Annotated in this window: 16 protein-coding genes and 2 pseudogenes; 9 read left to right on the forward strand and 9 right to left on the reverse strand. The window is 68.8% G+C overall.

The window, feature by feature from the left end:
* Positions 1 to 688: 688 nt before the first annotated feature.
* Both ACZ4WZ_RS33200 and ACZ4WZ_RS33205 read right to left on the reverse strand, forming a co-directional pair.
* Positions 689 to 1,177: an STAS domain-containing protein gene (locus ACZ4WZ_RS33200; protein ID WP_467896738.1), complete on the reverse strand. Its 489-nt coding sequence runs from the start codon at positions 1,175 to 1,177 to the stop codon at positions 689 to 691.
* A gap of 635 nt (positions 1,178 to 1,812) precedes the next feature.
* Complete coding sequence (locus ACZ4WZ_RS33205) at positions 1,813 to 2,277, reverse strand: DUF4383 domain-containing protein (RefSeq protein ID WP_467896739.1); 465 nt, start codon at positions 2,275 to 2,277, stop codon at positions 1,813 to 1,815.
* A gap of 589 nt (positions 2,278 to 2,866) precedes the next feature.
* Here ACZ4WZ_RS33205 and ACZ4WZ_RS33210 point away from each other — a divergent pair.
* Positions 2,867 to 3,661, forward strand: a complete 795-nt coding sequence (locus ACZ4WZ_RS33210; RefSeq protein WP_467896741.1) for an MEDS domain-containing protein — start codon at positions 2,867 to 2,869, stop codon at positions 3,659 to 3,661.
* Positions 3,658 to 4,644, forward strand: coding sequence for an anti-sigma factor RsbA family regulatory protein (locus tag ACZ4WZ_RS33215; protein WP_467896743.1), 987 nt, complete (start codon positions 3,658 to 3,660; stop codon positions 4,642 to 4,644). The genes ACZ4WZ_RS33210 and ACZ4WZ_RS33215 overlap by 4 nt, the downstream gene beginning before the upstream one ends.
* Before the next feature lie 226 nt (positions 4,645 to 4,870).
* Here the strand turns inward: ACZ4WZ_RS33215 and ACZ4WZ_RS33220 are convergent, their stop codons facing one another.
* A complete protein-coding gene (locus ACZ4WZ_RS33220) occupies positions 4,871 to 5,164 on the reverse strand; it encodes a hypothetical protein (RefSeq protein WP_467896745.1) in 294 nt (97 codons plus the stop codon).
* A 380-nt stretch (positions 5,165 to 5,544) separates the two neighbouring features.
* Positions 5,545 to 6,369 carry a hypothetical protein gene (locus ACZ4WZ_RS33225; protein ID WP_467896747.1) on the reverse strand — a complete coding sequence of 275 codons (825 nt, stop codon included), beginning with the start codon at positions 6,367 to 6,369 and terminating at the stop codon, positions 5,545 to 5,547.
* 474 nt (positions 6,370 to 6,843) lie between these two features.
* Here ACZ4WZ_RS33225 and ACZ4WZ_RS33230 point away from each other — a divergent pair, with 474 nt between their 5' ends.
* The 3 genes from ACZ4WZ_RS33230 to ACZ4WZ_RS33240 all read left to right on the forward strand — a co-directional run bounded on the left by ACZ4WZ_RS33230 (position 6,844) and on the right by ACZ4WZ_RS33240 (position 9,047).
* Positions 6,844 to 7,344, forward strand: a complete 501-nt coding sequence (locus tag ACZ4WZ_RS33230; RefSeq protein WP_467896749.1) for an SRPBCC family protein — start codon at positions 6,844 to 6,846, stop codon at positions 7,342 to 7,344.
* A 206-nt stretch (positions 7,345 to 7,550) separates the two neighbouring features.
* On the forward strand, positions 7,551 to 7,985 hold the full coding sequence (locus ACZ4WZ_RS33235; protein ID WP_467896751.1) for a hypothetical protein: 435 nt from the start codon (positions 7,551 to 7,553) through the stop codon (positions 7,983 to 7,985).
* A gap of 201 nt (positions 7,986 to 8,186) precedes the next feature.
* Positions 8,187 to 9,047 (forward strand): hypothetical protein, encoded by an 861-nt coding sequence (locus ACZ4WZ_RS33240; protein ID WP_467896753.1) that lies wholly within the window; start codon positions 8,187 to 8,189, stop codon positions 9,045 to 9,047.
* A gap of 751 nt (positions 9,048 to 9,798) precedes the next feature.
* On the opposite strand, the gene ACZ4WZ_RS33245 is transcribed toward ACZ4WZ_RS33240, so the two are convergent.
* From ACZ4WZ_RS33245 to ACZ4WZ_RS33255, 3 genes are all read right to left on the reverse strand, one after another.
* Entirely contained in the window at positions 9,799 to 11,073 is a 1,275-nt protein-coding gene (locus ACZ4WZ_RS33245) for an alpha/beta hydrolase (protein ID WP_467896755.1), read from the reverse strand.
* A 280-nt stretch (positions 11,074 to 11,353) separates the two neighbouring features.
* Positions 11,354 to 11,542, reverse strand: a complete 189-nt coding sequence (locus tag ACZ4WZ_RS33250; protein ID WP_467896757.1) for a hypothetical protein — start codon at positions 11,540 to 11,542, stop codon at positions 11,354 to 11,356.
* Positions 11,543 to 11,738: 196 nt separating this feature from the next.
* Complete coding sequence (locus ACZ4WZ_RS33255; RefSeq protein ID WP_467896759.1) at positions 11,739 to 12,251, reverse strand: PadR family transcriptional regulator; 513 nt, start codon at positions 12,249 to 12,251, stop codon at positions 11,739 to 11,741.
* A 56-nt stretch (positions 12,252 to 12,307) separates the two neighbouring features.
* On the opposite strand from ACZ4WZ_RS33255, the gene ACZ4WZ_RS33260 reads away from it, so the two are divergent.
* Entirely contained in the window at positions 12,308 to 12,997 is a 690-nt protein-coding gene (locus tag ACZ4WZ_RS33260) for a cysteine hydrolase family protein (RefSeq protein ID WP_467896761.1), read from the forward strand.
* A 40-nt stretch (positions 12,998 to 13,037) separates the two neighbouring features.
* On the opposite strand, the pseudogene ACZ4WZ_RS33265 reads toward ACZ4WZ_RS33260, so the two are convergent.
* Positions 13,038 to 13,310, reverse strand: a pseudogene (locus ACZ4WZ_RS33265) (IS982 family transposase); the annotation flags it as partial.
* 10 nt (positions 13,311 to 13,320) lie between these two features.
* Between ACZ4WZ_RS33265 and ACZ4WZ_RS33270 the strand changes: the two are divergent.
* Positions 13,321 to 14,382, forward strand: a complete 1,062-nt coding sequence (locus tag ACZ4WZ_RS33270; RefSeq protein ID WP_467896766.1) for an IS630 family transposase — start codon at positions 13,321 to 13,323, stop codon at positions 14,380 to 14,382.
* Positions 14,383 to 14,517: 135 nt separating this feature from the next.
* A complete protein-coding gene (locus tag ACZ4WZ_RS33275; RefSeq protein WP_467896763.1) occupies positions 14,518 to 15,744 on the forward strand; it encodes a serine/threonine-protein kinase in 1,227 nt (408 codons plus the stop codon).
* Positions 15,745 to 16,237: 493 nt separating this feature from the next.
* Here ACZ4WZ_RS33275 and ACZ4WZ_RS33280 read toward each other — a convergent pair.
* Positions 16,238 to 16,534 (reverse strand): annotated as a pseudogene (locus ACZ4WZ_RS33280) (helicase associated domain-containing protein); the annotation flags it as partial.
* 558 nt (positions 16,535 to 17,092) lie between these two features.
* Here ACZ4WZ_RS33280 and ACZ4WZ_RS33285 point away from each other — a divergent pair.
* Positions 17,093 to 17,662, forward strand: coding sequence for an RICIN domain-containing protein (locus ACZ4WZ_RS33285; RefSeq protein ID WP_467896764.1), 570 nt, complete (start codon positions 17,093 to 17,095; stop codon positions 17,660 to 17,662).
* Positions 17,663 to 18,621 lie beyond the last annotated feature (959 nt).

Genomic DNA, 18,621 nt, shown 5'->3' on the forward strand with positions numbered 1-18,621 from the left:
CACATCCCTCGCCGCCCTTCAGGCCCGAGTCCAGGCACAGACCGGCGAGGACAACAAGATCAAAACACCGTGTTAATGATCTGCAAGCCCTTAGGTCACCTTCGTGCTTCCCGCCGACATCCCGCCAGGCCCGCCTGCCGGCGAAGAGTGTGCACTCCTTCCGCTACCTGGCCGCGGGCGACTACTGGTTCGACGAGGAACACGCCGATGGCCACGACGGCACCAACAGCCTCCTGCACACCTGACCCCACGTTCCCGTCGCTGGAGTGGCAGAAGAACTTCCTGCCCTGACCGGCACCGCCGCCCGGCCGCCGTCGTACGGGCTGCGCTGGGGGTGGCGGTTGAGCCGGAGCGGGCCGCGAGCAGGCCCGGGTACTGACCAACAAGGCCGTCTCCCGCTCGGAGCCGATGCAGTCCTTCGCGATGGTCACCAGTCGGCTGTTCGCCGGCGCCCCGACACCGAGCTGTTCAAGGGCGGCGGGGCGGTCGTCCAGGTCGTTCCGAGCGTTCAGGCCCTCGTTAGTGGCCCTCACCTCGCGCGGGCGTCCGCGTTCACCGGGCCCCGGGGCCGGGCCGGATCGGCAGCTGCAGCGGGGCGGAGGCGGCCTCGGGCACCTCGCCCCCGCCCACCGCCAGCGGTTCATCGGTATCCCAGGACCCCCGGCAGCCCCTTCTGGCTCTGCACTGTTCATTCGGCAGATGACCGAGGCCGGTCACGGCAGGTACTCCCATGGTCGGGTGGTTGCCACGGCAACGGCGACCTGGCTGGGTACAGAGCCTGCTCGCGGGCTTTTGCCGCTCCGGCCTCACGGGCGGCGTCAGCGGAATTCTGCAGGGAGCGGCGCAGCAGCCGAGTGGGGTGGCTGCGGTTCGCGCTGCGGCCGGCGGGCCTGAAGAGGCCGTCGACGAGGTCCATGAGGCGGAGCGGCTGCGTTTGCCAGTTGTAGGCGAAGAAGGCGATACCGCACTCGTCGAGGCGGCGGACGAAGGCGGTCAGGCCGTGTAGGCCGGTGACGTCCATGAACGTCAGGTGGCCCATGTCGCAGGCTACGACGGCGACGCCGTCGAGGCTGGCGTGCACCTCGTCGAGAGCCGCTCTGGTTTCCAGGTCGAGCTCGCCGGTCGGGGTCAGGTGCACGGTCGGTCCGTAGCGCCTCAAGATCATCTGGAAGTCCATGTCGTCTCACCTCGCCGCGACCGGCGGGTTTAATACCCCAGCCCCTGTCGGGAACGGATGATCTGCATCGATAGTCGCGCTGCTGCCAGGGCGTACGCAACCCCGCCCGCAGGCCCGTGCAGGCCCACCTCTTCGTCCAGGTCAAGGATGGTCATGCGCCGTGTGGGCCTCACGTTGCTCCAGGAGCGCGCGGCCCCGCCGCCGCACCAACCACTGCGCTCTCCGAGGGCTGGCAGGTCCGTGCGCCCACACAACGCCGGCCGGTCCAGACACCTCCCCCGCCACTACCGCCGCTCGCGATGAAGACCGCTCCCGACGGCTGGATACGACCGGGCACGGAGCATGCCAGGGTCAGGACCGGGCTGCCGACACCCGGTCGCGCTCGCAGTGGCCTCGGTGGCCACAGCCGGGCAGCAGTAGCGGGGGCGGCCTCCGGCGCGGCGGGAGCCGCGTACTGGTTGGGGGGTGAGCTCGGCGGCGGGAACGGGGTGGAGCAGGGCTCCGGGGTGACCACCGAGGGCCGCTCAGCGCGCCGGCCGCCGTCTCCAGCCTAGATTCGACCGCCTTGCGGCGCGACGTGCCGCTTGTGGGGTCGGGGCGGGGGGTGGCCGTGTGGTGTCTGGGTGGGCGGGGGGTCAGCTACGCACAGTATTTCCGCGCCGGGACAGGGCGACCCCCAGAGCGATCATGCCCAAGCCCAGGACGAAGTGGAGCCAGTTGTCCGCGTCGTTGACGGGTACGAAGTTCGCGGCGCTGTCATGGTCGATGATCAAGCCGTACAGCCACAGCACGAGGTAGACGGCGCCCCCGCCGATCAGGTAGGTGCGGGCTGCCTTCGCGGTACGTGCCATGGCGAGGCCGGCAAGACCGAACAGCAGGTGAACGACGTTGTGGAGGATCGATACCTGGAAGATTCCCAGTAGCTTTGCTTTGGAATGGTGCTCGGCGAAGGCGAGCGTGTCGTAGCCGGTGGTAATGCCCGGGATGAATCCCAGGATGCCGACCAGCAGGAACAGCCCGCCCACAGCGAGAGCGGCCTGCTGGACGTGGGCCCGGCCGCGGGTGCCGGTGTGGCTGCGGGAGTGGGGAAAAGTGGTCATGGTGCTGCCTCCAACCCGCTGCGCGGGTGAAATGAAACTCGTCCTGGTTCAGCGGCTACCCCCTCCCGTCTGGCGCAGTCGCCCCTTCTTTCCGTTGGCCTCCAACAGGAATGAGCGGCCACGCGGAAGGAGCCTCCGGGGCCTGGCAGGACGCGCGGCGCCAGACTGCGTCCTGATCAAGTTACGGGTGGGGCAGAGCGCCGGTGTCGAGGTCGGCACGGTCACGAGCGCGTTGCGTTCCGCAATCGCCGGGCTGGGTCCGGGTGTGCCGGCGACTGCGGCCATGAGCGGCTGGGCCGCCAGCTGACGATAAGGGTCCGCAGGCCCAGGCATTCGGCGCGCCGGTGGAGGTCCAACAGCTGGAGCAGGCCGTCAGTGTGTCCGCCCCCCCACTGGTCGGCGGTGCCGGGCGCTTCCCAGGCTCGTCACAACAGGCGATTGACCCATAGCCGCCTGGGGCAGCGGGTGGAGGTGAGGGATGTCTGGGCGCTGGGCGCGGCAGCGGTTGGATTGGCTGTCGGGCCGGTCAGTAGGCTGGTGGCAGAGAGTATGTGGTGGAAAGGGGGCGGGGATGAGGGCGGCGCGGGCATTGGCCACGCTGGATGAGGTCGAGCTCGGTGACCACGTCTGCTGGCGCCTTGAGACCCCTGGGGTCCTGTACGAGGATGCGTCGGCTTACGTGGCCGATGGCGCGTTGTACGGAGACAAGATCGTAGTCGTGGGCTCCGTGGGCCCCTCTTCCTCCGCCTCTTTTGACGACGGCCTGCGGCCCTCGGGCGCGGTGGTCCTCGACCTTCCGCCGTCCACGGATTGCGACGTGGTTGTGGCAGCGGTGCGCCGCGAAGCGCGTACCGCTGTCCGGGAGGGCTTCCGGGCGGTTCGCGTGTTGGCCGAGCGGGTGCCCGTCACAGCGCCAGGGGCCGCGGAGGAGCTGCTGGCACAGGAGCTGAAGCTGGACGAGTTCGCTGCCGAGAGCGGTGCCATGGTGGTGTGCGCGTTTCGGCCGTCCGAGTGGGATGAGCCTACGCTGGAACATGTGGCCAGTGTGCACCCGCACGAGATGGGCACACGTGCACAGCGTCCGGCGTTCCGGATGTATTGCACGGGTGCCGACATGTGGAGTGTGGACGGAGTGATCGACTCACAGTGCGCGCTCGCGTTCAACGCCGCCGCACGCGCGGCCGTACGCAGTGCCGGCAAGGTGACGCTGCGGTTCGACCGTCTTGAGATGATCGACGCTGCGGGCATGCACGCTCTCATCGACGCGGCCCGCCACCAGCCCGGCGCCCGGATCGTCGTGGAGGGCGCCAACGACACCGTGCGCCTGGTCTGGGAGCTGGCGGGCTACGCCGACGCCGGCCTGCCGGTGGTGATGGCCGCATGAGCACGGCGCTGCCCCCCAGGCCGTCCGGCACCCCGGAACAGCCGGGCCACGCCCAGGCCCCGGCCGGATTCCGCCACGAGCTGTACCCCTACCGTGGGGAGGAACAGTTCCTGACCGGCACCCTGGGCTTCATCCACGAAGGCCTGGAGGCCGGTGAAGCCGTCGTCGTCGCCGTACCACCGGACAAGACCTCGCTCCTTCAGGACGAACTGGCCGACGAGCCCGCCGTCACCTTCGTCGACACCGCAGCCGCCGGTCCCAACCCGGGGCGCCTCATCGCCGCCTGGACGGCCTGGCTGGCGCAGCAAGGCGACGGAGGCAGGCCCGTACGAGGCATCGGCGAGAGCGCCTGGCGCCAGACACGAAGCGCCAGGCACCTGGCGGAGCTGCGCTACCACGAGTGGCTCATGAACCATGCCTTCGCCCAGAGCCCCGCCTACTCGATGCTGTGCCCCTTCGACGACACCGAGGAGGACCACAATGCCCTGCGGGCCCTGTCCCGCTGCCACCCGCTGATCCGCCGGGACGGGCAGTACACGTCCAACACGGACTACCTCACCGACGCGGTGTATCCCTTCGACGCCCTGCTTGGTCCCTGCGACCCGTACCAGGAGATCAGCTACACGGACGGCGACCTGGCGGCGGTCCGCTCCAAGGTCTCCCAGTGCGCCGCCAACGCGGGCGTCCCCGAAAACCGGCGGGCGAAGCTGGCTGTGGCCGTCACCGAGATCGCGACCAACAGCATCCGCCACGGCGGAGGCAGCGGCACCCTGCGCACCTGGACCGAGGAGGCGGAGTTCGTCTGCGAGTTCCGCGACGCGGGCTACATCTCGGACGTGATGGCCGGCCGCACCCGCCCGTCCGCGGACCAGATCGGCGGCCGCGGCCTGTGGCTCGCCCACCAGCTCTGTGACCTGGTCCAGATCCGCTCCGCACCCGACCGGGGCACCACCGTCCGCCTCCACATGGACATCGCGCGGTAAAGCGGCCGGTTCTGTGGAAGGCGCGGACCGATGAGCCTGCTCATGCCAGGCGGTGAGCCGGCGCGCCCTACTGGTGTGTGCATGCCGGCGCGTGCTGCGGGGCAGCAGGACGAGCCGGAACAAACCCTGGCCAGGTGGCGGCCCGCTCGATAGCGGGGCCGGATCCCGGCCGGCGAGGCCGAGCGGCGCCGCCAGGTCCTGGACCGCGCGTACGCGACCATCGGCATCACCGACCGCGGGATGACCAGCGCCATCGACTACGCCGCGGCGTAGGCACCGCCTCGGCCTCCGGCTCCGTCCTGGGCGGCAGGGCGATCCGGTCCGGCTCCAGCCCCACCTTGTGCGGGTGGACACACGCCGGCGTCCGGTCGTCCAGGGTGTAGCGGAAGCCGTCGGCCGGATCGAAGGGGCACTCCCACGAGGGGCGCGAGTAGACCACGAACGCCTCGCGCGGCAGGCGCCTCGACGGGCAGATGCCACACGCGGGATGGTCCTCGCCCTGGGCGAACGGTTCGCTCATGACGGCACGGTAGCGAAAGGGCGCCGACGCCCGCCGCCAGAACCACCCGAACGGGAACGGGTGAGCGGCGTCCGACGGTGCCGCGGACGAGGGCGTAGGGAGTCACGCAGAAGGCGCCGAGGGTGGTGACGACGATCAGGGTGAGGAACAGCCAGTAGGCGAAGCCGTGGCCGTGGGAGGAGGCGAGGATGCCGGTGCTGGCGAGTCCGGCCGCCCAGCCCGTCTTGCTCAGCCCGATGCCGAGGCCGATGAAGGCCCAGAACAGGTTTGCGGCCGGCGATGGCCGCGATGGCCAGGGACACCGGGTAGTCGATGGCCCGGCCGCCGATGTAGTCCGCCGGGCCCGCATCCGTGTCCCTCTCCCACGACAAGACCGGTGGTTACGGCCGCGTGCAGATCACCTGGGCGAACAACGACCGTGGAAAGCCAGCCGTGTTGGTGGCCCGGACCTCCCAGCCGCGACCGTCGGCAGTCCCCGACGACGAGCCCAGGTAGGCCCGGAACCCGGCCTGTCCGCCACCCCCGGTGGGCACCTCGCCGGCCGGACAGTTGACTCTGGCCGTGACGGTCTGGTTCGCCTGCATCAGCACCTGAGGACCCGTGTGCTGGGAGTGAGGCGTCGTGAAGCACATCTGGGTGAGCAGAATGTCGTGGGGGACGGTGTCGTCGTTGAGGGCCTGGACCTCTGTGCTGCGAGCGAAGACGCCGGCCGAGCTGACGTACATCCGGGGAGCCGTGCGCCAGCCGATGCCGGTTGCCACCTCGTCCTGGGAGCACGCGTCGCGGCTGGCCCCTTCGAAGCCGGGCCGCACGCCGGTTCCGGTGCTGCCACCGACGTGGCTGCCCGCCGTGGTGCAGATCACGAAGGCGGACACCGTTCCGGGGACGCTGTGGCGGTTGTGGGCGATAGCAACCCATGATGCGCTGCCGGGGCCGGTGTCCGATCCGATCAGGAGGACTCCGTCGCTCGACCGTCCGCCTCCGCCGGTGGGAAATGTGCCGCTAGGGCAGGGCACGGTGGCCTCGGCGGTGCCGAACGCGGGCACGGTCACGGTGGCCGAGACGTGCTGGCTGTGCGGCGCCATGGCCGTCACGGCGGCGGGCGTGCTTGGGCGCGGGGCGGCTGTGGCGGTGGCAGCCAGGGTGAGAACGGCGGTGGCCGCGGCTGCGGCGGCGATGTGGGTGCGGGTGCGCTGGTGGGTCAAGGCGTCCTCCGGAGTGCGGGATCGTGCACTCGCGGTCTACCAGGCGGCGTACGCGCCGGCTGGGCATGGCGTGACCCGCCGCCCTCGTACGGCGCAAGGGGTAACGATTCACCCGGAGCTCTACAAGGGCGACGGTCCGGATCGATGCCGGCCTCACCGCTGCAGGGTCCCTTCGGCCCCGGCTCCGCGAAGGCAACGATCAACTGGAACGACGGGACCCGCCCCATCGTCGACCAGAGCACGTTCCGCGGCGACACACACTCCTTCTCCCTCGAAGGCGGCTCCCCGCCACCGGCTCCTTCGCCGGAGGCACTGCACGCGCCAACGGCCGCACCATGCAGCAGTTCCCACCGCGTCCTGCCGTCCCGTTCCACGCGAGCACCCGCTGCTCACGGCATCGGGACGGACGGGGTTACTGCGGGGTAGCGGCAGGCGAGGCAGGGAGATAACGTCTGGCCTCTTGAAGGGAGAGCCATGCCTCGTACTCTGACAGTGTCCGACAGCATCGTCGTCAATCGCCGTCTCGCGGAGGTCTTCCGGCGCGTCTCCGATCCCGCACGGATGGGGGACTGGAGCCCGGAGAACCTCGGTGCCACCGTGCACGGGGGTGCCCGGGAACCAAGCGTCGGAATGGTCTTCGACGGTCGCAACAAGCGCGGCGCGTTCCGTTGGACCACCCGTTGCACCGTGACGGCGCTCGAGCCAGACCGGCTCTTCCGGTTCCGGGTACACGCCATCGGTATCACGCGGCCGCGGCTGTCGGGTGCCATCGCCACGTGGGAGTACCGCTTCGAGGCTGTCCCGGAGGGCACCCGGGTGATCGAGACGTGGACCGACGACCGCCGGTCGTGGCCGGACTTCCTGGCGAACGCCTTCGACCGGGTCGCGACACGCGGAAGCCTCTTCGCCGACTTCCAGCGCAGGAACATCGACACGACCCTGCGCAACCTCAAGACGGCCTTGGAAACCGACTGAAACGCTCATGCCGCGATGGGGAACCGGACGCCCCGCTGCCCCGGCTCCCCGTGAGCGGCTGCCGCAGGCGCGTCCGCAGGGGCACCACCGAGGCGATCGCCGGCGCCGTCACCCTGACTCACCGCAACTCGCCCTCGGTCGCCACGTTGAGGAGTTGTCCGGCCGATCACGGTGGTGGAGTCTGGCCGGTCAGGCATCATGCATCAGTGAGCATCATCGTTAAGTTCTTCGTGGCACCGGACGATGCGGCTGCCGCCCGCGTTGTCGGGGGCGGACCGGGACTCGTTTTCGGGTCCGTCTCGTTCGGCAACTTCGATTCCGAAGGTGCCGTGGTGGAGTGGGAGTGCCTCTTCTTCGGAGACGACTTCGAGGAGCTCCTGGAGGCTGGCGAACCGCGGATTGTCGCGGGCGAGGACGATGATGGATGTGTTGTCTTCGCGGTCTCCGCCCGTCTGGTGGATGCTCTGGCCGAGGCGGAGTCCTCCCGACTGCGTGAGGTCGCCGTGGAGTGGGCCAGGCAGCGGGCCGAGGACGGTGAGGAAATCGGATCTGAGGTGGCGGTCGAGATGCTGGGAAGTCTGGGTGCTCTGGCCGGTGGGGCAGAAGCAAACGGCCATGGCGTGTACTGCTGGGTCGCGTAGAGGTCAGGTCCGGAGCCGGATGGTGATCGGCCGGGCAACTCCGATTGGGCGGGCCGGCTGCGCGCGATTGGCCGGCCGGTCCCGCTGCGCCTGGAACTCGCCTTCGCTGGCGGCCGTCGTTGGGGGCTCGGCCCGAGACGGGACGTACGATTGGACATCGGGCTGAATAGAGCTGCTGCGAGGACTCAAGTGGCTGGCGAAATGAGCGAAGAGCTGATCATCAGCCCTCGCAGCGAGCACGTGCGAGAGGAACTGGCGGAAGCCGCTGCCTGGAGCGCGTACGCGGCGGAGCTTCGCGAGGTGCTCGGAGCCGCGATTGAGAAGAGCGGCGCAGACTTCCTGGAGGTGGGCGGGCTGCTGGTGAGCGAGCCCCTTCCCGAAGAGCACCGCAGCCTGCGCAACGGTGCGGAGGTCCGACCGCCGCAAGCGATAGGTCTCGCCGAAGGAATGGCAGCCGGACGCGGGCCGTATTGTCAGCTCGCTTCACCCGGGAAACTTCAGATCGAGTCGGGATGGGACGGCGCGGTACACCTCTTCACCACACCAGCGGTGGCCGCCGAACTGGCGGGACTCCACGGTGAGGGCGTGACGTTCCTGTGGCGAGACGCGGCTCCTGAACCCGTAGAGGTCTCGGACCCTGTCGACGCCGTCGCGGACGCGGGTTTCTGGGCGAGGGTGGCGGAGGGGTCCGAGCGCTTGACCTTGGTTTGCGAGCGCTGGGCGTACGGCGCTCACGGGTGCAGATGGTTCCGCGTGACGCCGGAGAGCACAGCCGAAGTGGCCCGACTCCTGCGACCGCGCTCGCTGGTTTGCGTGGCCGCCGAGCCGGAGCTGAACCCCAGAGCAGAACTGCTGCAAGACGACTTCACCGCCTTCGTGGCCCCGCTGCCACACGGCGAACTGGCTCACCGTAACTACCCCGGTGGAGCCGACACGCTGTCCGAGGTTAGGGATGACGGCTTCTCCCTCATGCTGGCCGATGCGCCACTGGGCGACTGGTGCGCCGTCGTACCGGACGCGGACGGGGTTGCCAGGGGGCAGTGGGAGATTCCGGGTGAGTAGTTGAGATACAGAAAATCCCCGGCGAGAACGATCTTGCTGGGGTGCGCCTACTTTGTACGAGCTCCGGGCTGGCGGGGGACATCGGCGTCCCCCTACTGGGCAGCGAACGAGTTGATCCCCGCTGGTCTGGTACCTTCAACTCCGTTTTCGTGCAGCTTCAACCTGCCGCAGCGGTCCGTGGGGCACCACGCGACGCTGCTGGAGTTCGATGACACCAGCAGCTGCGAGGCCATCTACCCCCTGATCGGCTGGGGCTATATCGGCTGACGACGGTTGGCTGGGCAGGCCCCTGCCTCCCGGGATCACGCCGTCGTTGTTGCGGCGTGGAACGGCACTGTGTCCTGGCCGTCTCACCACATGGCGCTGGGACGGCACATCCCTGGACATAGGCTCGGTGTCTTGACCGCAGGGGAGAGACGCGGTCGGGCTGGATCGCGAAGGGCATGGACGCCCCAGGCGTGTGACCGCTACCTTTCAGCGCTCCTAAGCGTTCGTGCAGCGCCGGTGCAAGGACAGTGCCGAGCCCGGAATCCCACCGCGCGCTGGGCCCCGCCCCTGGGAGGCCCCTGGAGCCGCGGCCGGGGCGTAGTCACGGACAGGGCAGGCAGCCGTCAGCGGAGAAGGCCCAGCGCCCCCGTGCCCGCTGCGCCTCTCCGCCAGGAGTCGGCGAAAGGCGCAGCTACGTCTACCTCGGCACCGCTACCGCCGCAGCCCTCATCATCTGACTCCGGACGTGATCGGCCGGATGAGTCTAGCCGCGCGCGAGCGTGTCGAACCAGTGCACGATCTGGGGTCCTGCCAGCTTGAAGGACCCGTTGTGGTCAGTCTTTCCGTGGTCGACCACGGGGGCTGTCACACCGTTGCGTGCCAGATCGGCCGCGCAGGAAAGGGAGTTGGCGATGGCGACGTCCGTGTCGCCGGTCGCGCTGTGCAGCCGTACGGGGACGTCGGGCTTCCAGTCGCAGGTCCCGTCCTGCCTCTTGAGCGCGGTCAGCAGGCCGCCGTCCGGGCGCCGCAGCCGCTCGTAGAAGCCGTCGGTCAGCAGTTCCTTTACCGAGCCGGGCAGCTTCGTGACGATGTCCTCCTCGGTGTGCCGGGTGTCGAAGAGTTCCTCCACGTACCCCGCGTACGGTTGCCGGAAGATGTCGGTCGGGTTGTCGTAGACGGGGTGTAGCCGGTTCTGCGCGGTGAGGAAGTACGACATGTAGAAGACGCCGCTGATGTCGTTGATACGGCCGTCGAGCAGGGCGGGGATCTCGGCGCCCTGCAGGTCGTACGGTCCGGCGACCGGAGCGAGCGCCCGCAGCCGGAAGTGCCGGTCCGCTCCCTGCGCCAGCTCGCGGCCCAGCGCCATGGCGACCTGGCCTCCCTGTGAGAACCCGGTGCCGTACACGTCTCCGGTGAGCGGCCTGCCGAGCGCACGGGTGGCGGTGCGGGAGGCCCGCAGCATGTCGAGCGAGGCGGAGACGGCGGAGGCGGTGTCCATGTACGGGTGCAGGCCGGGGCCCTTGCCGAGCCCGAGGTAGTCCGGGGCGGCGACGGCGCGTCCCGCAGCGGCGTGCAGATAGGGCGCGTAGAGACCGAAGCCCGCGGCGACGGACGGCGCGTAGTCGCGGTGGACCATTGTGCCGTGCGTGTCGGCCACCAGGTCGAGCCGGCGCTCGCCGCCCTTGGGCAGCACCAACAGGCCGGTGGCGGTGGTCTGTTCGCCCCCAGGTGTCAGGGTCTGGTAGGTGAGCCGGTAGCCACGCACGCCGTGGCGGACGGTCGCCGGTTCGATGTCGGCGCCCTTGAGGAACGCGGCCACCTCGGCCCGGCTCAGGTCGGCGACGGGAGTGACTCCGAGAAGGGCCCCGCGCCCGGTGCTCTGCTGGGCTGGGCGGGGTTCGGACGCCGCGACTGCCGGGGCGGCGGCGAGGGTGGCGAGGGCGGTGAGGGCGACGGCGGTCGCGCCGGCCAGTGACCGGCGTACTCGCGTGCGCTGCACGGCCTGTCTGAAGCGGGTGCGGGTCGTGGTGTGGGTCATGACGACGACGCTACGGAGCTGTTGATCACAGGGGCATCCGACGGCCCCCCGGCCGGGGGTACGGCCAGCCCTACCCTGGAACCAGGGAATCCCCCCGGAGGGGGGCTGGGCCGGCGTCCGGCTGTGTGGTCCGCGGCTCATGAGCTCACCGAGCCCGCCCGCGGAGAGGACACCCGTCGCGGCTGTACTCCTCGGCCGGACGAGGGAACTCGACCAGGAGATCAGCCAGGATGTCGCCGCTGTCGGTTCCGGCGGACGGCCCACCTGCCTGACAAGATGCCTAGCCCGACGATGCGCCGGATGCGTCCGCTGAGCAAGGGGCTTCGGTGACTCTCATCCCCATCGCGCTGATCACGTCATCATCGCCGCCGACAACCTGAGGGTGGTCGACGACGTGGATTGTGCGCTCGTGGCGGGTCAGCTCGTTCCTCGGGGCCTCCACGAGGAACGGCGTGGCGTTGGTGACCACCTCGATGACGGAGGGGCTGGAGGTCTAGCCGTTATCTCCACCGCGGGGGCGTGCACTCGCATGTGGGCCGTGTACCGCAGGCCCCGCTCCCTGCTCGGTACCCGGCTGGTCACGGGGACGTAGATGCGCATGTCCCGAGGCTCGGGGGCGCAGGGGAGCATCCGGGTGCAGGTCGGCGTGGCTCGCCGTGTCGGCGTCAGGCCAGTTGTTCCCGTAGCCACGACCGTTCCGCGCGGCTGGTGGCGCGGGCGATGGTGAGCATGCCGCGGCGGTAGGGGTCGTCGGTGTCCGCGGCACCCAGGAGACGGTCGCCATTGTGGAAGAAGCTCGCGGGCTGTTCCAGGAAGTCCAGTCGCCTGCGCAGCACTGCGTGCCGGTCGGCGGGGTCGGGAAGCTGGGAGAGAAAGGCCAGGACCGTGAAATAGCGGGTGCTGTCGCTGATGTCCAAGCCGTCGGCTTCCCGCAGCCGGCGCAGCAGCTCGGTGCGGCCGGCAGTGGTCAGGCTCAGGTTGTGCCGCTGGACGGCCGCGGCGCCTGGCTCGGCTTTGCGGTCGAGCAGGCCGGCCTTGACCAGCCGGTTGATCGCCGGATAGAGGCTGCCGTCGCTGACCGGCCGGGCGTGTCCGGACAAGTGCGCTATCCGGCGGCGCAGTTGGTAGCCGTGCAGTGGCCCCTCGGCCAGGAATCCCAGGATCGCAAGTTCCAGCATGCTGCTACTCTCGCACATCGAAACGAGGTACCTCGAATCGAGATAAGGGGCTGGGGATGACGTACACCGAGGAATGGGTGATCACGCGAGCGCGCGACGCCTACGAGCACGGCCGGGCATCGTTCGACGTACGGCCCGAGCGCGCGGCACTGCTGGTCATCGACATGCAGGACGAATTCATCCGCCCCGGGTGGAGCCCCTACTGGGTGCCTGCGGCCACCCGCATGGCACCCCGGCTGCGGCAGCTGGTCGAGGACTGCCGGTCTGCCTCGATCCCGGTGATCTGGACCATCTTCGACGACACCCATCTCGGACTGGACCGGCCGCACGCCCTGCGCTTCCTCCCGCATGCCGACACCGACTGGCGCCGCCCCGGCCCTGCCGATGTGTGGGCTCCGATGGGCCGCCGCCCCGACGAGGCCCTGATCCGCAAGCCGTCCTACGGCGCGTTCTACGACACCCCGCTCGACACGATGCTGCGCAACCTCGGCCGCGACACGGTCATCGTCACGGGCACCCTCACCAACTACTGCTGCGGCACCACGGCCCGCCAAGCATACGAACGCGGCTACAAGGTCGTCTTCGGATCCGACACCACGGCCACCGACGACGAGTCCCGCCAGGAACCAGAACTCGCCGTGCTGCGCAAAGGCTTCGCACTCGTGCTGACCGCCGAGCAGATCAGGAACACCTTGAACGCAACCACCCCGGCATCGGAGGGCGCAGGCAGAGGGAAAGTCGCCTGAGGCGACACCAGATGAATGAGTCCAAGGGGTGTCGTTGCCGTCAGTCATCGTAGACAGTGAGTGATCGCTGGATGGGCTGTCCAGTTTGATCGTTGTGCCAGATCGCCGCTGTGAGTGCGGGGATCCGGCACAAGACCCGGGCTGACACCCCTGCCGGGCTCTTGCCGCCGTGTCGTTCCAGGTTGAGCTGCCCCTTGAAGGTCTGATTGATCGACTCGATGACCTGCCGCAGCGGCTTGAACAGGTGTGACCCGGTCAGTCCGGCTTCCCCCTTGCGGGCGGGCTGCAGCAACTTCAGGTGACGCTCGGCAAGTGACACCAGACTGCCGCCGGTCGTGCTGTCGGATGCCGAGCGGTTGACGTTGGAGAACTGGGCCAGGCGGCGTTCGACCGCCCAGGGCCTGGCCCAGCGTGCTCAGATCGTGCTGGCATGCGCGCGCGGGTGGAACAACACCGTCGTGGCCGCGCGGCTGGGCATCGAGCGCAAGACAGCGGGCAGATGGCGGACCCGGTTCCTGCGGGAGCGGCTGGACGGGCTCGCCGACCAACCCCGGCCCGGCGTGCCGCGGACCATCACCGACGCCCAAGTGGAAGAAGTGGTGGTCCGCACCCTGGAGGAGACCCCCGCGGGCGGGACACACTGGTCGAAGCGGGAGCTGGCCAAGGTCGTGGGGATCTCCCCGGCGAGCGTGCTGCGGATCTGGCACGCCTTCGGCCTGCAGCCGTGGCGAACCGAGACCTTCAAGATCTCCTCGGACCCGTTCCTGATCGACAAGATCCGTGACGTCGTCGGCCTCTACCTCGCCCCGCCGGCCAACGCGGCCGTGTTCGCGGTGGACGAGAAACCGCAGATCCAAGCCCTGGAACGGACCGCACCGGTGTTGCCGATGCTGCCCGGGGTGCCCGAGCGGCGGAGTTTTGACTACGCCCGGCACGGGACCGTCGATCTGTTCGCAGCGTTGAACACGGCGACGGGCAAAGTGATCACGAAGCTGTCCGCGCAGCACCGGGCCGTGGACTTCCTCGACGAGATCGACCGCCAGACCGATCCCGGTCTGGCGGTCCACGTGATCTGCGACAACCTCTCCGCCCACAAAGCGCCCGTGGTGCACAAGTGGCTGCTGGCGCATCCCCGTTTTCACCTGCACTTCACGCCTACGTACTCGTCATGGATCAACCAGGTCGAGCGGTGGTTCGCCGAGCTGGAACGACGCTGCCTCGCACGTGGAGTGTTCTGTTCCCTCGACGACCTCAAGGCCGGACTTGAGAGCTGGATCAAGGTCTGGAACGACGAGGCCCGACCCTTCAAGTGGACCAAGACCGCCGACCAAATCCTCGACCGCATCTGCCGCTACTGCGACAGGATCTCCAAACCGGATCACTAGTCGTGAGTGGGCAGCTGGTGGTCTTGAGTCCCTACGCAGTCGTGGCGACCTGCTCTAAATTGGTCATCTCATTGACTCGGGTGACGCCAGGGGGATTGGGTGCACGAGGGCATGGCAGTTGGGAGCCGCTACCGCGTGGAACGCCTCCTGGGCAGGGGCGGCTTGGGCGAGGTCTGGGAAGCGACGGACCGTACCCTCGGCCGGCGGGTCGCCATCAAGTTCGTCACCGGCGTCATGCAGTACCCAGAGGCGGCTCAGCGGTTCGCGCGTGAGGCCCGCACGCTCGCCTCGCTCCGCCACGGCAGTGTCGTGACCGTTCACGACGCCGGAACGGCCGACCACGACGGCCAGTCTCTGCCCTACCTCGTGATGGAGTTACTGGACGGCGCCACCTGGGATTTCTCGCACGTGGACTCGATCGTGGAGACCGGGGCGCGCTTGGCGGACGTTCTCGCGCACGTCCATGCGGCGAAGGTTGTCCACCGGGACATCAAGCCCGCCAACATCATGATCTGTGCCGACGGGCGCACCGTGCTGATGGACTTCGGTATAGCGCGGGACGATGCCTCGCTCACCCGTACAGCCACCACCACCGGAAAATACTTCGGAACCCCCGGCTACATGGCCCCCGAACAGCTCGAAGGCCGTGCCGCCGCACCTGCTTCGGACGTCTACGCGCTGGGGATCGTCCTGGTCGAGAAGCTCACCGGCCACCGACTGCCCGTCACGCAGCTCACGCCCCAGGTCCAATCCTCCATCGGCGAGCCCGTACTGTCCCTGCTCACCCGGATGACCGCTGCACGTCCCGAGCAGCGGCCCTCCGCCGCCGAGTGCGCTTCGCTGCTCCACGCGTCCGAGACGCCCACGACATCGCGGCACGTGCCGTCCACGAGAAAGGAGTGGCGGCAACGGCTGGTTGCGCCGACGGTACTGCTGGCGCTGCACACGATCGTCCTGTTCCAGCCCGCTTACAGGACAGACTGGAACGACAGCGTTGTCAGGTCGTTCGGTAAACAGATCGTCTATGCGGAGGAAGAGGACTTCTTCGAGTGGAATTCACGAGCCTGGGGAGCCCTCACTACCGTCGGAGCCGGCGTCGGGGTGGCGACGTTGCTGGTGGCGGTCATGCTGCTCGTCCTGAGCTCTCGGGTGCCGACGAGGCTGGCGGGCTATGGCGCAGCGGTGCTCACCGTGCTGTGCCTCGGCTGGCAGGCCGCGTCCAACCCGCCCTTTTACGACAGCAGCGGCCGGGGCCCCCAAGTCGTCTATGGCCTGTGGCTCTTCTATCTGATGACGGCGGTGACCATCGCCATGTACGTCTACCACGATGTCCGTGCCCGCCGGGTGAACACGCAGCCATAGGCCACGGCCGTGCAGAGTCGGCCAGCGATGGACTCGGGGCAGCAGCCGCACCGGAACCGCGTCCTCGAACCTGGCCGGCGGACATTCCAGCAACGGATGCCGCCGACGCCCGCGTACGCCCATCAGCACGCGACAACCCCCGGCGTGCTCCCCCCTCACGGCTAGATTCACCGTCAGAGAAGCCGACACGGCTGGGTTCGCTGTCAAACGCCTCGATTGGATGACGAAGGACAGCTTCGAGCTGCGCCGGGTGGAGCCGGTCGCGGCGCTGCTTCTGGTTGGCCAGCCACCCCCCCGTCCGGTGCTCACTCCCGTCAGGCAGCCGCTCGACGTGGGACCGCCCCGGCATCCCGCCGCCCTCCCGCGAGGTACTGCGCCAGGGCCTGGACGCCCTTGTCGAAGGCTTCCGCGCCCCGGCCGGACCGGGGGCCGCGGTCTTCTTCGTGGGTGCTGTGCGGGCGTGTACGACCCTCGCCGGGGTAACGCCGAGCGCGGCGAGGCGGGCCAACTGCTCGGCGTTCAGCCGGGCCCAGTCCCGGCGCTGGGTGGCGAGCCAGCGGCCGATGTCCTCGCCGTGCCGGGTCACTCCGGGGGTGACGGCCTTGAGTCGCGCCCCTTCGCCGTGGAGCTGCTTGAGGTAGGCGTAGTGTCGCTGCCAGTCCACCGTCCACCCCCGCACCGCGGGGTTCCAGTCCTCGTCGATCGCGGCGAGCTCGGCGGCCCGGTTTTCCTGGTGAGGGGTTCCTGGTCCAGCGGCAGTGACAGTTTGATGCGGTCTGTTGGGTGTCATCGGCGTGTGTGACTGCTGGACAGTGCCGCGCGGTGTCTAGGGCCGCGCGGGGGCGTCAGGCTGTGTATCCGGCGATGAGGACGAGGGTTCCGCCGAGGCCGGCGAGGAGGGCTGGACGTGGCGGTGCTTTTTCCAGGCGGTCTTGGTCATGCTGATGGGCTGGTTGCTGAGCACGCAGCAGTCCGCGGTGCCTCAGTTCTTCCCGCAGTGCTGGGGTGAGGGCTCGGGCGGCCTGCGGGTGACCCTGGTCTGGCCAGCCGGACTGCGCGGCAGCGCCGCGGAGGGGCCGGTGGGCGGGATGGCTCGGCGTGGGGTGGCGTACGCGGCGCGGGGTCGGATCCATGGTGCCGAAGCCGGCTGGCTCGTCCCGGCGCCTGTCTCCTGCCCCTCCGTTCGATCGCTCGCATGGAAGTTCGATGTCGGGGGTGTCTCCTTCACCCACACCGGTCCTATGTCCGCTTTTGCGCACTGTGGTGGTGGCTTGGCGTGCTTCATAGGAGTGCGGCGTTACCAGCCGTCGACCCGCGGCCGTCAGGCCATGCAGCGAGAGGATTGCCCGTGTTTCTGGCCCGTCGCCTCCTCATCAGCTTCCTGCCCGTCGTCACCTCGGTGGCGTTGTGCGCTATTGCCCCTCCAAGCCACGCGGCCGACAGCGTCCGCCATCAGGAGATCGTCAACAAGGCTGATGGCGGACGGCTCAGTACCTGGGATGACGTCGTGCTTCCCGGCGTTCGTGCCGCCACCATCCGCACACCGAGTGCCGACTACGAAAGCCGCACCAGCGTGCTGTGGGAACTGGAGGACCATGATGGATACTGGGTGATCCGCAACGAGAAGAACTCGACCCTGTGTCTGCAGCCGGCGTCCGACCCGGCACCGGACGTCCTGCTCGTGGTCAAGACCTGCAACGGGTCCGAGATCCAGTCCTGGCAGCTGGTCAACGAGCAAACGGATCTCGCCAGTGCTGCCGGGCCCACGGGCTGGTGGAGCCTGCGACCGACCCTGAACACCAAGCTGGCGGCCGCACCTCCCACCCTCGGCGGCGGCTTCAGCGAGGTGCGTCTCTACCGCGCCACCAACAGCAGCGACCGGCTGTGGCACCACGAGAGTCCCGGGCGAAGCTGGTGAGCCAGCGGCGTGGTCATCTCCGTCCCGAGGCGAGATGTAGCCGGTCAGTGAGCCTGAGGAGTCGTCAAGGCTCTGGGGTTGTGCAGTTTGGGTGAGCGGTTTTGGTGATGGGTCGGCTCACTGAATCTGGGCAGCATCGGGGTTCGTTGCGGTGTTGTCGGCCCGACCGCCGCTGTGCAGGTTGGTTGTGTGCTGCGCAGACTCGGCGATCCGCGATAGCCGGTCGCGATGGAGTGAGTCGGGTGGGGGCGACACGGTCCCAGAATTAATCCGTAGCGTGTTTTGAAGCAAGCCCGCTGCAGCCGCTTATGGGATGGGGTCGCCTGTCGTCCGGGCGGTCTTCTTTGGAGGGTGTGGTCGGGTGGTTGTGGTGGGGAGGTGCTTGCTGGCCGTCGGGTGTGTCTCGAGTGGGGATGAGTGCACTCGTTCGGTGCTAGCCGTATCCGCTGGGCCTGCGTTCTCCTTAGGAGGGCGCCTCTATGAGAGAGAGGAAAGCGATGCCTCATAGTGGTGGTCTCGGAAGCGACGGCGGAGGCCCCTGGCCGGGCCCGCGCTATCGAGTAGGTCCGGGGTGGGATGACTGTTCCTGGGTTGTGGAGCGGCCCAAGTATGGCGAGACAGGTAAGAAGGTCACCGAGATTGAAACGCTGATCGTGAGCAGTTACAACGAGGCTGAAGATCTGGTTCGGGAAATCCATCCTGTGACGGGGAAGCCTTGGGGAGGGGCTGTCCGCCGTCAGAATCCTAAGAGATCCTGAGCACAGAACTCCTCCTGTTGCAGGGGCCCGCGAAGCGGGCCCCTATCAGCCATTGGAGGCGAAGCCGCGAGTGGCGAAGGGTGGGAGCGCAGCGGACATCCCAACGCCCGTAGGCTCGGACCCCGTGAGACGGTGTCACCCCGGCCTACGTAGCAGGCCGTTCGGGGTGGAGCGAAGCGGAACCCCGAACCGTCCGGAGCG

It is taken from the genome of Streptomyces sp. NPDC029122, from assembly GCF_055569445.1.